This window comes from Myxosarcina sp. GI1 (genome assembly GCF_000756305.1).
In the GTDB taxonomy this organism is placed as follows: Bacteria; Cyanobacteriota; Cyanobacteriia; order Cyanobacteriales; family Xenococcaceae; genus Myxosarcina.
Genome location: NZ_JRFE01000014.1, coordinates 534978 through 548600, shown reverse-complemented (window position 1 = coordinate 548600; position 13623 = coordinate 534978). Strand labels below are relative to the sequence as shown.

Genomic DNA, 13623 nt, shown 5'->3' with positions numbered 1-13623 from the left:
TTATTTTTGCCCAAAACACTCAAAACATGAAAACTGCTTTATTAGAGAAAGATACTAATCTGCAAACTTGGCTGTACGACCGCTTTGTTCGCCTAATAATCTATCCGAGTGTATGGGTATCGGCAGCGATCGCTTCATTGGGGATTTTTGCTCAGATTTTAATGGGGCTAGAGTTTAATTGGAAACCTATTGCTTTGATTTTCGCTACGGGACTCATTCCCTATAATCTCGATCGCATCTTTGATTCTTACGTGCAAGAAATCCCCGAAGCCGAGGCACAATCTTTTTTTCGTCAGCCTTATATTTTTCTCTTATTAATCGCAGCAATTATCGCCACTGCCGTACTTTTATATGACGCGCCTTTGATAGTTCGATATGTAAGCTGTGCGGGTATCGTGCCTCTACTTTACGGTACGCCTTTGTTTCCCTGGCGCAGAAATTCCCAAATTAGATGGTATCGCTTAAAAGATATTCCTGGTTCTAAAGCCTGGATTGTGGGAGGAACTCTAACTTATGCAGCAGTTGCTTTACCATTAGCTTACGCAGGAAGACAGTTTGATACAATGGCAGCATTGACGACTCTGTTTACCTTTGTCTTTATTGTTTCTAATTCTCATACTTTCGATCTGCGGGATATCGAGTCCGATCGCCATAAAGGTGTAACTACTTTACCGCTAATAGTAGGAGTGCGAGGAACGAGAATCGTCTTAACGACTTTGAATGTTGTCATGCTGTTGGTAATGTTTGCAGCCTGGAGGACAAATACTTTTAACTATTATCCAGAGATAGTTTTATCTACAGAAATAACCATTGGCTATATTTGGATAGTTAAACCTGAAATGTCGCGAGCGCTCTACAATATCTGGATTGATGGCGTTTTATTCGTGCCTATTTTATTTCATTGGGGATTAGAAGCAGTTTCTACTTTAGTTTGAAACCTAGAAGCGGTAAAGTAAAGAATTTTTGTTCTAGGCGATCGCTTTAATACTTATTACCTATTGCTCAAATTTCTCACAGCTTCCCCCGTCTTATATACAAAATACTATAATTAACCGCCATAATTTTGCTCCGTAACCTTGCCACCAAAAACAATATATTGATAGATGTTGTATGCCAGCATAATTGGAATCAAAAAGCCGATAAAGATTATCATAAACACTAAAGAACTAAGACTAGCCGAAGCTTCATAGATAGTTATTTCTGTAGGAATGATATAGGGAAAAACAATTAATCCCAATCCGAAAAAAGAAAGTAAGAATAATAAAATAGTCCAGATAAAAGGACTGCGTTCGCGCCTTCGGCGGATACTTCTCAACAATAAACCTATCAGCAAAATCCCTAATACTGGTATTGCCGCAAAAACATAGATAAATGGCTCGGTAAACAAGCGTTCTCTGGCACTGACATAAAAAATTGGCGTGGTAATGGTAATTAAAATCGCCCCGATTAAAGTTGTAATAGCAGCAATTCTGGCAGTATTATAATGAACATCTTGTAACTCACCTTCGGTCTTGGTAATCAAATAGGTAGAACCAATCAATACATAGCCTTGAATCAAAGTTAGAGTTATCAAAACCGACTGCCAGTTAAACCAGTCCCAAGTATTACCAATAAAGATTCCCGACTCGTCTACGGCAATACCTTTTAAGACTCCACCCAAAGCAAAACCCTGTCCTGTAGCTGCTAAAAAGCTACCAATACCAAATGCCAAATTCCAGAACAATTTGCGGTTAGAATGTTCGCGAAATTCAAAAGCTACCGCCCGAAAAATTAGCCCAAAAACCATGAGCGTAATAGGTATATATAAAGCTTGAAGAATCGTACCGTAAGCTAGAGGAAATGCTCCAAATAATGCGCCTCCCATTAATACCAACCAGGTTTCATTGGCATCCCAAACATTATTTAAACTAGTCATGAGAATACCGCGACGTTCTTCGGTAGAGCTAGTAATAGATAGAATGCCTACCCCTAAATCGAAACCGTCTAACATTACGTAGAGAAAGAGAAATAAAGCCAGAACTACAAACCAGAGTTGAGGTAAAAAATTTTGTAATGGTTCCATAACTGTCACATAACTGTCAAATTACTGTTGCGCTTCTAAAGGACGATTATCGGGAATTTTAGTCGCTGGTTCGGTTTCTACTTCCGAAGCAACCTCTTTACCAGGTATAGGTAAATCTAAATTTGGACCTTTGCGAATAATGCGACTGCCAAAATAAAGTGTGGCAATAAATAGTAAAGAGTAAACGATTATATATGCAGCTAGCGAACCGATAATGTCTCCTGCTGGTAAATCGGAAACACCATCGATAGTACGAACTTCTCCATAGACTACCCAAGGCTGTCTGCCGACGCAGCGCACGATCCAGCCAGATTCGATCGCAATATAGCCTAAAGGTGCGGCTAACATCCAAATTCTCAGCAACCAACGCTGTTTGGTAATGTTTTCGGGTGAGAGTTTACCTCGCAGCCATTGCAAGGTAGTCAATGCCATCAAAGCAGCCAAAAATACGCCAATAGCAATCATGACTCGAAACGAATAGTACACCAAACCAATCATGTGGGGACGATCTTCACTCTGCCATTCTTTGAGTCCTTGTACGGGTTCGGACAGTCGGGGTTTAATTTCCAGAATGTAGCTTAACAACCCAGGAATAGAAACTTCCCAATCATTTTGCTCTGCTTTATCGTTAGGAATTGCCATCATACTCCAAGCGGGAGATTCACCTGCGGGGATAGTCTCCCACTGTGCTTCCATTGCTGCTAATTTGGTTGGCTGATAGCGATAAACTTGTTCGCCGCTTAAATGTCCGATATAAAGCTGTAGGGGAGTAACCGCGATCGCAACTGCCAAAACTATTTTAAAAGATAAGCTAAAAAATTTGGCATTACGGTCTTTGAGAATATACCAGGCACTAATGCCGCCGATGACAAATAACGACGTTTCTAATGTCGCCATAAACATGTGCATCACGCTATTAAGCATAAACGGATTGAAGATTGCTTGAAAATAATCTCGAACTTCAAAATGTCCGTTAATAAATTCGCCACCTGCGGGTGTCTGCAACCACGAATTCGCGCTCAAAATCCAGAAAATAGATAAATTAGCTCCAAATGCCACCATAATTGTGGCAATATAGTGCATTACGGGTGGTACTCTTTCCCAACCAAACAGCATAATGCCTAAAAAACCAGCCTCTAGCATAAATGCCATCGAAGCTTCAAAACCCAAAACGCTACCAAAAAAATCTCCCGTAGCTTGCGAAAAAGGTGCCCAGTTAGTACCAAACTGAAACTCCATTGGAATACCCGTAGCTACGCCAATACCAAAATTAAGTACGTAGAGTTTCGACCAAAAACGAGCGTGATAGTAATAATCTGGGTTGCGAGTTTTGAGCCACATTCCTTCTACAACTATCAGATAGATTGCCATACCCGTAGTAAGAACTGGCCATAACATGTGAAAGATAGCGGTAAAGGCAAACTGCATCCGCGATAGAGCAACAGGATTCGATAAAAAGTCCATTTATATTTCTGGAAGTAATCAGCATGAATTTTGCGTTCTACAGCAGATTGTATAAAAAACTTAAATATCTTGCTGACGATTTGGGAGCATTTCACTTGAATTAATTTTTTCTTAAGTTTGGTAAGAAAGCGATCGCAATTAATTTTAAAAAATCTGACTATCAATCGAGTAAATCGACATCAATTTTACTCCCAGCAAAATAAATTCAACTTACCTATACCAATTCTCGATGATATGAGGTAATTACTTTTTCTAGAATTGTTATATTTTGTTTTCAGTGTTTGCAGCACAATCAAAATTTATGCTGGCGGTATCATTTTTTAAAGTATAAAATTGTGTTTTATCCCTAAAATTTATTAATTACTTATTACTATGACTATATTTAATAAATTTAAAGCTGTAACCTAGAAGTAAAAGCAAACTTTGAATGAAATTATTAAAGATTATGTAGTGTTCACTTCTGAAACTAAACAGTTAATCTTGTAATCTTGAGTAAAAAAACAGTTTTACTCTTTTGTCAAAAAGCCGTTCATAGAGTAAAAAAGTTTAAAAGCAATGTCTGTAGCTTGATTTCACAGGCAATATTAATCTAAATAATATTTAATTTAGATAACTGTATACTTGAAGTGCTAGCAAAATCAAAGGGCTAGGTGATAAAACTATGCTTAAGATAGTCAATCGCTGGCTTTATTCGCAGTAAGCAATTTATAGTTAAAGATGTTCGACTAAATTCAATAACTCTTCGCGTAAAGATAGCGGTTGATAACCAAGAACAAAAGCCTTGCTGCTGTCTAGAGAAGTATCGGGCGATCGCGGTGCAGCCATAGTTACATCTTCTTGTTTTCCAGGTTTAATTAAACTCGCTGGCAAATTTAAAATATTTGCCAATAATAAGCCAAAGTCATAGCGAGAGATTCTTTCTTTACCTCCCAAATGTAAAATACCCGTTACTCGTTTTTCGATCGCGAGTAACAGCCCTTTTGCTGCCGTCGTCGCGCTTGCGGGAGTACGAAATTCATCGACAAATAAGTTTAATTCTGTTCCAGCTTTTAAATTTGTTACCATTGGCTGCAACATACTGCCAGCTACGGGGGAAGCCAAACCAAACATCAACGGCATCCGACAAACTGCTATTTGCGGATGTATTGCTAGCATCTTTTGTTCTGCTGCTACTTTTTGTTCGCCATAATAACTAATTGGAGATACAGGATCGCTTTCTTTATAAAACGAACTTTTACCATCAAAAACCAAATCTGTAGAGGTAAAAGCGCAGGGAATATTAAACTTGGCACACAGGCGAGCAACATTTAACGAAGCCTCAACGTTAATTGAATAAGATTCTAAAGGATGGGTTTGACAAAAGTTAGGTTTAGAAGCGGCAGCAGTATGGATAACCGCATCTGGTGCGGTCGCAACAAACAACTGCTGGAGGCTAGAATAATCCCTCAGATCTATTTCGGTCAAACTTACTCCAGGTATTTCTACCAAATGAGAAAAATAGGTTCCATATACCTGCCAGTACTTTCTTGCCACCTGACACAAATTCCAACCCAAAAAACCACTCGCACCAGTAACTAATAGCTTCTTCATAAATGATGAATGATGAATAAAGCAACCGTTAAAAAAATCTGAAAGTATTATAAATTAAAGCTTTTGACTTTTAATTTTTTTAATACTCCATCAAGCTAATAATCGGTAAATTTGGTAACATTTGTCTGCCATTTAAACCAGTCAGTTCGATTACAAAAGCAAATCCTAAAATTTTTGCTCCCATTTTGGCTAACAGTTCGGCAGTAGCTTTAGCGGTTCCCCCCGTAGCAATGAGATCGTCAACAACTAGTACCTTTGCACCAGCTTCAAGCGCATCTTGATGTATTTCTAGCCTATCGGTACCGTATTCTAATTCGTACTCGATATGATGAACTGCGGCAGGAAGCTTACCTGGTTTGCGTACGGGAATAAAACCCGCGTTGAGTTGATAGGCTAAAAGCGGAGCGAAAACAAAACCTCTTGATTCCATGCCGACTATATAATCTGGTAATAAATTGCGATCGCGGCATTTCTGTGTCAGAGTATCGATGGTGTAGCGTAAGCCCTGGGGATTTTTTAGCAAAGTGGTTATATCTCGAAACATAATTCCCTGTTGGGGAAAATCGGGAATATCGCGAATTAAAGATTTTAGTTCCATAAATAAAAGTCAATAAATCTACTAAGGGCAATGTTTATCGCCATCGCTATGGCATCATAGCAGCAGAAACTATTTGTTATCCTCGATTAAGAAGAAATATTTAATTTAGAATATGGACTTTATTTAGTAATGAGTCAATCCGCAAGCACAACATCCGATTTTCAGCCAGCGATCGCTAAGGAACCAGCAATTTTAAATTCCTTACCCGATATTGCCCTGCCAGCGCGTGGTTGTTCGCCTCACACCCAACAACAAATCGATCTACTCTTATTAGCTATTGAGGCTCTAGAGTTGGGGGCTTCTGAAAAGATGTTAGCTACGGCAAAACAGTTAAAAATTGAGGAAATTATTAAAAATAGAGTAGTCTTTTGGCGTTTGCGCCGTAGCAATCCCTGGCGACGTTCTTATACGCGGGATTCTTTAAGTTTGGACGAAGCAAAAGCTTTGATGATTTTGGCTAACTATCGTGCTAAAGAGTTAGTAGTCATAATCAGACAGTTATTAATTGCCGAACAACAAATGAGAGCCAAACAACTGCCTCTGGAAAATCATTTTCGTCTGGCAGAATATTGTGCCAGATTTCGCGCTCATTTTCGCAGTCGGATGAATGCTAGAAGGGCTAAAGTATCGGCGTACATAGGCTCGGAAGCAGAGTTGAACGAGTTAGCTTTAAGTTTATTACGCAAGCTGTTATTCTGTACGGGAACTAGAGGTATAGAGAGAGTTTGGTACAGTTTGTTTGATGGAGAGGTAGCTTAAAGTGAGCATTACAAGGCAATACAATTTACCCAACTGTTCTTTAATCCTAGAAGGATTGGAAGATGTTTCCGAAGATAAAGTAAATATCTTAGACGGGCGATCGCCAATGGCAATCTTAGTCAATGCTGAATGTATTATCGGTGCCGATCGAAAACTCAGTGGCGGTAGCGTATTTTTAAATAACTTGGTGCAAGCTGTTAGTAACTATGCTCAAGAATTTCTAAGTGGCTTACCCCATCCTCAAAATGAGACAGAATATCCCCAGGTTAAAATTACTCAAACTGAAAACAATTTACACCGACTGACTGTAGAATCCCAACCAGAAAGTAGTGAAGCTGTTACGGCGATCGATTTAACTACTGTAGAGTTTTTCGATCTTGTCGATGCTATAGATCGGCTAGCCAGCGATCGCGCTACCTTACCACAACTGGCTCTAGAACTCCACTCTGTAGGCAGACGCTACCGCAAGCCAGAACAACCATTTGCCGACAGAGCAACTCCCGCAGTCGTAGGTGTTGCTAGTTTGGCATTAGCAGCCGCAGTATTGTGGCTAATTCCTCCTCCAACAGTACGAGAAAGAGAACCCGAACTAGAAGCAACTCCCACAGAAACTATACCTACAAATCCACAAACTGCACCACCAACGGCTAATCCTAGTTCGGAAGAAACTGAATAAAATGATAAAAAAAGTTACATTACATATTTTTAGACGGCGTTTAGTTACTCATTTGAAGCATTTAGCAACCGATGTTCTGAGTTTTTAGGTGCAATTGTTTTTAGCAAATGTAATTTTGTCGATTCTGAAAAATAAAGTAGGTTTTCCGTCTATCATTCTTGCTTCTAGTTGTTTCATTCCCAATCTTGTCGCGACTTGTTGAGATTCGAGGTTGGGGCGATCGCAACTGACGACCAAATAATTGTATCCAAGTTTGACAAAGCTATAATCTAATATTCTGGCGGCGGCTTCTGTCGCATAACCTTTTTTAGTGGCTTTAGGCAATAAGGCATAAATTAATTGAGGTTGAGCTTCTTCAAAGAAGTACCACAAGCCGACAAAACCAATAATTTCTAATTTGGTTTTGTTTGCAATCGACCAAAGACCAAATTTTTCTCGCTCAAAAAGTTCTTGACTCTTTTGCAACATTGCTTGGATTTGCCCCACAGAAAATATTGTGTCGTCGCAGAGGTATTTTCTGACATAGGGATCGACAAGTATCTTGTGAAGTAAGTCGAAATCAGACTTTAGAAGTGGTTTGAGAATTAGTCGTGAAGTTTCTAAGATGAGTGTCATAAAATAAATTTGGAGAGGAAGCAATATCGAGAATTACCAAAAATTTTGAACCCCAGATTCAAAGCAGTTTCGTTCGGAAGACACAATAGAAGCAGTTTTGGTAGTATTTGTTTGCCGTTTACAATTCTGTCTAATTACTTAGTAGTTTAAAATTTATAAACAAACATTTTAATATCGTCGCGATTCTCGTTTTATTCTTTACCTTTTTTCTCGACTATGAACCCCACTCTATCTCAATTCGGTAAGCAAATGTCCCAACTTACGGGAGTCAGGGCGATTATGAAAGATATTATCGAAACTTTGAGAAATAGTGGCGACAGAGAATTTATTAACCTCAGTGCTGGTAATCCCGTAATACTCCCAGAAGTAGAACAATTATGGCGCGAATGTACTCAAGAACTATTAGCCAGTAAAGAATACGGCGAAGTTGTCTGTCGTTACGGCTCTTCTCAGGGATACCCCCAACTGATTGAAGCTGTCAAAAACGATTTTAATGCTCGCTATAATTTGAACCTGAGCGATCGCCATATATTGATTACTCCTGGTTCTCAGAGTTTATATTTTTATGCAGCTAATGCTTTTGGTGGCTACACAGATGGCAAATTAAAACAGGTTGTTTTACCACTAAGTCCCGACTATACGGGTTATGGAGGCGTTACTCTGACACCCGAAGCCTTAGTAGCCTACAAACCAAAATTAGACATTGAAGATAGTCTACATCGTTTTAAATATCGCCCCGATTTTAGCCAGCTGCAAATTACCTCTGAAACTGGCTGTGTCATCTTTTCTCGTCCCTGTAATCCCACTGGTAATGTTTTGAGCGATGAAGAAGTAGATAAAATCGCGGCTATGGCTGCCGTGAATGATGTTCCCGTACTAATTGATTCTGCTTACGCTACGCCTTATCCCGCTCTTAACTTTACTGCTATGTCTCCTCGCTTTGGCGAAAATATCATTCACTGTTTGAGCTTATCTAAAGCGGGATTACCTGGAGAAAGAGTTGGGGTGGCAATCGGCGATCCGCAGCTAATTCAGATTTTGGAATCTTTTCAAACTAATGCCTGTATTCATTCTCCTCGTTACGGACAGGCGATCGCAGCGTTAGCTATTGCTTCTGGTAGACTGGCAGAACTATCTCAGAAAGTAATTCGTACTCACTACCAACGTAAACTAGAACTGCTCGAAGCAACCTTAGATAAGGCAATGCCTCAAAGTCTACCCTGGTTTTTGCATCGTGGAGAAGGGGCAATTTTTGCCTGGCTGTGGTTAAAAGATTTACCCATAACCGACTGGGAGTTCTATCAACGGCTCAAACAGGTAGGAGTAATTGCCGTACCTGGAAATAGCTTTTTTCCTGGCTTACAAACGGACTGGCAGCACAAACACCAATGTCTGCGTCTCAGTCTTACCGCAACAGAAGCCGAGATAGTCACCGCCATGAAGCGACTGGCAGCAGTAACCGAAGCTAGCTATAGATGAATGACCGATCGTTGAACATTAAACATTGTTAATTGCTAAATGCTAAATGATAAATGAAATGACAGAGATAATGAATGATGAGCCATTAATAAGCGAAAACTTAATTAAAGTAGGAACGATTGTTTCACCACAGGGAATCAAAGGAGAGTTGAAAGTATATGCTGACTCTGACTTTCCCGAACGATTCATCAACCCAGGAATTCGTTGGTTGCAGCATCCTCAAACTCAAGAAATTACAGAAGTGGAGTTATTAAAGGGACGAGTTGCTAAAAAAAATCTTTATGTAATCAAACTAGCAGGAATTGATAACCGCGATCGCGCTGAAGAGTTACGTCAGTCTTTATTCTTAGCAGATAAAAGAGGTAAACCAGCATTAGCACCTGATGAATATCATGTTGCCGATCTTATCGATTTAGAAGTGTACGATCGCACCACTGGAGAAAATATTGGTGTAACGGTAGAGATGTATACGGCGGGTAACGATATACTAGAAGTAAAGCTACATCGGCAACCAGATAAACAAGAGCTACCTGTGAAAGACAACTCTTCAATCAGTCGTAAAAGCAAACGTAAGAGACCAAAAGCTAAAGCTAGCAAGCCCGTAACGGTTTTTATTCCTTTTGTTAAAGAGATAGTTCCAGTAGTAGATCTTAAAAACAAGCGACTGGAAATTTTACCTCCTCCTGGTTTGCTGGAAATCAATCGCAGTTAATCTATATCAATATATAGAATATAAGAACCCAAGTTGACTGTTGCCGACCATAGTTCATACTCGATTTGCAAACTTGTAGGATAGGGATCGGCTTTTAAAATTAGCTTTCGAGTGTAGTTACGTAGCTTCATAGAACTACTCGCTTCTGGCGGTTTGGCATTCAGGCAATACCTACTTACTCCATAAATTCCTTTTTCCCAAAAGTGTCGATAGCTAGTACATCGATCTCCCTGCATAGTCAGAATAACTCGGTAGGGCGAAATTTCCAGCCAAAATATTCCTTTCGGGCGATTGCCATTAACTTTCTCTTTAGTGTGTGCATTAGCAAAAGTAGAATAAGGTAAATTTTGTCTGTCCAACAACAAACGAAAGCAATCGCCATCTTGATGATACAAAGCAGCAGTAGTTTCAACAACATGCCATATAGGTAGATCGGTAGAAATAAACGATAGGTATACGTTTTGATGACGATTTACTAGCATTACTTACAATTTAAACGAGAATACTATACAACTGATGCTATTATTCGGTCGATTCAATATTTATCCACTCGTTTCTAGGATATCCTTAAGATCTAGCTAATTGGGAAATATAGAATATTTTTCAGAATACTTGTCAAAAAATTTCTTTTTGGCTATCATGAACTCTAGTGTCTGTAGCAATCCTCAGTAGCTCAGCGGCAGAGCGGTCGACTGTTAATCGATTGGTCGTAGGTTCAAATCCTACCTGGGGAGTTAAATTTAACTGGCTTTGTCCTTGTCGATTGCCACATTATTTGTCACCGTTGTCAAATTATTGTCGTCTTGACAAATAATTTGTCGTTGAACCATTCAGTTCCTACAACCAATCGATTCTTTCAAATTTTAGTTACTCAACTTGACTAAATGTCAATCAAATAAGCAAAAATCCTTCTTGCTCGAAGGTGATTCAGCAACCACTACTATAGTAAACCCATACCCCTATTGCTGGGAGCGCACCTTATTCTTTCTAATTGAATTAGAAACAGCATCGGGGCGAGTAGTTACCAGGGTCAGAAAGCAAGATCGTCTTTAGACAATCAAACTAACCCACATTTTTCGCAGCACAGAGGCTTTTCAAAGCATGAACTGCGGCGCGATTTTTTTTAATTGTTGATAACTAGGTATTTATTTAATAAAACAACTGAATTGTGTTGCTGCGATCGCTCATAGCTAAAAGTAGATTGCGACAATGGCGACTCGGTCAACCTGGACTTAGTCAAAACAGCTTTCAATCCATTTCATCGCTAAAAGTAAATTGCGACAGCGGCAACTTAAAAGCTTGATACAGCAGTCCTTTCGATCGCAACTTGCGCGGTACCAAGATAAAAAGTCCATTTCAGTCATAGGTGTCAAAAATACTTGACTTGAAAAATAGCCACAATCTATACATAATAATGGTTTTGAAGTTTGCGCGGTACGACTCGTTAAAAAAGCCGATTCCCAAAGCCTCAAACCAAGCGTGAGAAAGGATTTCCCCTCGATCGAGGATGATTCAGTAGCCACTACAGCAGTAGACCCGCGCCCTTTTTGCTGGGAGTGCGCCTTATTCCTGTTTGTAGACAGCAGCATCAGGGTGAGCAGCTACTAGGGTCAGAAAGCAGGATTATCTTTCAATAATCAAACTAACCCACATTTTTCACAGTTCAGAGGTTTAAAACATGAACTGCGGCACTGTTGAAGATTATGTAATTTTCGAGGTTCACAGAGATAAAAATTAAGTGTTTTTATTATAAAACGCGATCGCTATGCTTAAAGCATTTTTCATTGGACTACCGCGTACGGATTGTTTGACTTCGGCGATCGCAATACCTGATTTACTAGCTTGATTCGTAATGTTTTCAATTAATCTACCGTAACTCCAGTTATGAATGTTGATTCGATACTGCTTGGCATATTTCTTTTGTCCTTCTTCATAGCCAGGAATTTTAGCCTCTGCTTTAGCTTTGATTTCACTTTGAACAATTTCTCTCATATCTTCAATTTTCGGAACGGCGATCGCGCTTGCTTGATACTCTTTGGCTAATTTCACAATGGCTTTAGCAATCAATCGATCTACATATTCACCTAAGTTAGATTCGCCTTTTTGGTTATCAGATGCCCGTTTTTGGGCTTTATGACGCAGGCGAGATAAAGCTTGCTTCTGTTGTCTTTGGCGATTGAGTAATCTGTAGTTTTTGCCCAATAATTGTTTGATGCTACGAAAGGCGATCGCCTTACCTGTATTGCCATCAACAATAGCGACTGTAGCTGGCTTTGACAAACCCATCGCTACACCAAGAACTATATTTTCTTTGCCTTGGTAGAGTTTACGAGATGGACGAGGGAATAAATTGTGTAGTTTAGCTAATGTAGTGTGTTTTTTTTGAACAAAGGCTTGCTGATTAGCAGTTAACTCGCCTTTTTTCTTCATGTTATCGATGGTCTTAAGAATTTTAGCCCTTTTTTCTTCTCTAGCTACTTGTGTTCCTTCTGCCGACCAAAATCTGGTATCTACAGTACAGAATAAAACTAGGCGATTGTCATTCCAAGGTTTGCCCGTATTTTTTTTCTTATCTTCTCTCCAAGATAGTTGTGCCGAACGAAGGATAAACAAACCGCTTGAGTGACTATTTTTGCCTTCTTTCTTAATTTGTTGGTCTTCTAAGAAGCGTTGAAACCAATATAGCTGCCTGCGATCGCAGTATATTTGGAATCTATGTTGACTCAATCCATTGAATTTGACAAATAAGCGGTCGCGTTGACTATTGAGATAAGAAGATAAGCGCAAAAATAATAGTGAAAATCCAAATTGATTTTTAATGCTAAAAAAGAATATTAGCCAAATCAAAAACCGTTTATCAATACTCGACCACTTCAAATCTTCATTGGTTTCAAAAGTTATCGGGAAAGGTAGAGATTTGGGTTTGGTTAAAAGTTTATCTTGCCAAATACGAGCTTCTTTATTGTCTTTGGGAACAGTAGTTGCAGCAATCATTAGAGTTTCTAACTACTGTTCGCTCGTTAAATCTCTTCCATGAGGACGACTACCTTCTATTTGTTCTTTCAGTCTTTCAATTTTAATGACTACTTTACGACGACGCCGAGCAAATTTCTTTTTGTCTTCAACTTTATTTGGCTTGGATAGTTGGCTACCGTTTTTAAGTAAGTAACATATTGCCGAACGAGTAAGAACATCTTGCTCTTCAAATTCGTCGTATAGCTCGAACAGAAGCGATGACTTTTTTGGTACTTTTTCGTTGGGCTTTTTCTTAGCTTTTTCTATCTTAGTTTCTATATTGCTTAAAATTTCTTTGGCTCTAGTTCGCAAAACATCGAGACTGCATTCGCACTCTTTGATTAACTCGGTATCACTTTTGAGCATCAATAACCAACGTTCTTCTCCTTCAAGTTGGCGCTGTTTGCGTTGCTGCAGTTTGAGCCAGGATTTGTAAATGTAATTAACTAACTTGGTTACAGACAGATAAAACCGAGATGGTTGTCCTGCATAAAGCGGATCGTTCTTCAGAGATTTGCATAAATCGCCAACTAAACTTCCAGGCAATTTTCCATCAGACTGCCATTGGTCAAAGTCTGGATGATTGTTTATTTGCCATAGTATCTCATTGATTAACGGTGTGTTTTTCTCAGCCATTAATATCCCACATAAGT

At 39.2% G+C, this 13623-nt stretch carries 11 protein-coding genes, 1 tRNA gene and 1 pseudogene; 6 read left to right on the top strand and 7 right to left on the bottom strand.

Annotated elements, in window-relative coordinates:
• Window positions 1–26 precede the first annotated feature (26 nt).
• Entirely contained in the window at window positions 27–935 is a 909-nt protein-coding gene (locus tag KV40_RS09320) for a UbiA family prenyltransferase (protein WP_036480186.1), read from the top strand.
• 113 nt (window positions 936–1048) lie between these two features.
• Here KV40_RS09320 and cydB read toward each other — a convergent pair whose 3' ends face one another.
• The 4 genes from cydB to KV40_RS09300 form a co-directional block, all read right to left on the bottom strand.
• Complete coding sequence (gene cydB / locus KV40_RS09315) at window positions 1049–2062, bottom strand: cytochrome d ubiquinol oxidase subunit II (protein ID WP_036480184.1); 1014 nt, start codon at window positions 2060–2062, stop codon at window positions 1049–1051.
• Window positions 2063–2083: 21 nt separating this feature from the next.
• On the bottom strand, window positions 2084–3526 hold the full coding sequence (locus KV40_RS09310) for a cytochrome ubiquinol oxidase subunit I (RefSeq protein ID WP_036480181.1): 1443 nt from the start codon (window positions 3524–3526) through the stop codon (window positions 2084–2086).
• 711 nt (window positions 3527–4237) lie between these two features.
• Window positions 4238–5116, bottom strand: a complete 879-nt coding sequence (locus KV40_RS09305; protein WP_036480178.1) for an NAD(P)-dependent oxidoreductase — start codon at window positions 5114–5116, stop codon at window positions 4238–4240.
• A gap of 79 nt (window positions 5117–5195) precedes the next feature.
• Entirely contained in the window at window positions 5196–5714 is a 519-nt protein-coding gene (locus tag KV40_RS09300; RefSeq protein ID WP_036480176.1) for an adenine phosphoribosyltransferase, read from the bottom strand.
• A 129-nt stretch (window positions 5715–5843) separates the two neighbouring features.
• On the opposite strand from KV40_RS09300, the gene KV40_RS09295 reads away from it, so the two are divergent.
• Together KV40_RS09295 and KV40_RS09290 are read left to right on the top strand one after the other, a co-directional pair.
• The gene (locus tag KV40_RS09295) at window positions 5844–6473 is read left to right on the top strand and encodes a DUF3038 domain-containing protein (protein ID WP_036480174.1); all 630 of its coding nucleotides are present in this window, start codon (window positions 5844–5846) and stop codon (window positions 6471–6473) included.
• A gap of 1 nt (window position 6474) precedes the next feature.
• The gene (locus tag KV40_RS09290; RefSeq protein WP_036480172.1) at window positions 6475–7149 is read left to right on the top strand and encodes a DUF4335 domain-containing protein; all 675 of its coding nucleotides are present in this window, start codon (window positions 6475–6477) and stop codon (window positions 7147–7149) included.
• 84 nt (window positions 7150–7233) lie between these two features.
• Here KV40_RS09290 and KV40_RS09285 read toward each other — a convergent pair whose 3' ends face one another.
• On the bottom strand, window positions 7234–7764 hold the full coding sequence (locus tag KV40_RS09285) for a GNAT family N-acetyltransferase (RefSeq protein ID WP_036480170.1): 531 nt from the start codon (window positions 7762–7764) through the stop codon (window positions 7234–7236).
• A 216-nt stretch (window positions 7765–7980) separates the two neighbouring features.
• On the opposite strand from KV40_RS09285, the gene KV40_RS09280 reads away from it, so the two are divergent.
• Together KV40_RS09280 and rimM are read left to right on the top strand one after the other, a co-directional pair.
• Window positions 7981–9243: a valine--pyruvate transaminase gene (locus KV40_RS09280; protein ID WP_036480168.1), complete on the top strand. Its 1263-nt coding sequence runs from the start codon at window positions 7981–7983 to the stop codon at window positions 9241–9243.
• Window positions 9244–9301: 58 nt separating this feature from the next.
• Entirely contained in the window at window positions 9302–9955 is a 654-nt protein-coding gene (rimM, locus tag KV40_RS09275) for a ribosome maturation factor RimM (RefSeq protein WP_253274206.1), read from the top strand.
• Here the strand turns inward: rimM and KV40_RS09270 are convergent.
• On the bottom strand, window positions 9952–10437 hold the full coding sequence (locus tag KV40_RS09270) for a hypothetical protein (RefSeq protein WP_036480164.1): 486 nt from the start codon (window positions 10435–10437) through the stop codon (window positions 9952–9954). The two genes, rimM and KV40_RS09270, sit on opposite strands and share 4 nt — an antisense overlap.
• A 180-nt stretch (window positions 10438–10617) precedes the next feature.
• Between KV40_RS09270 and KV40_RS09265 the strand changes: the two genes are divergently transcribed.
• Window positions 10618–10689: transfer RNA gene (locus tag KV40_RS09265), tRNA-Asn, on the top strand.
• 1000 nt (window positions 10690–11689) lie between these two features.
• Here KV40_RS09265 and cas12k read toward each other — a convergent pair.
• Window positions 11690–13606 (bottom strand): annotated as a pseudogene (gene cas12k / locus KV40_RS36180) (type V CRISPR-associated protein Cas12k).
• Window positions 13607–13623 lie beyond the last annotated feature (17 nt).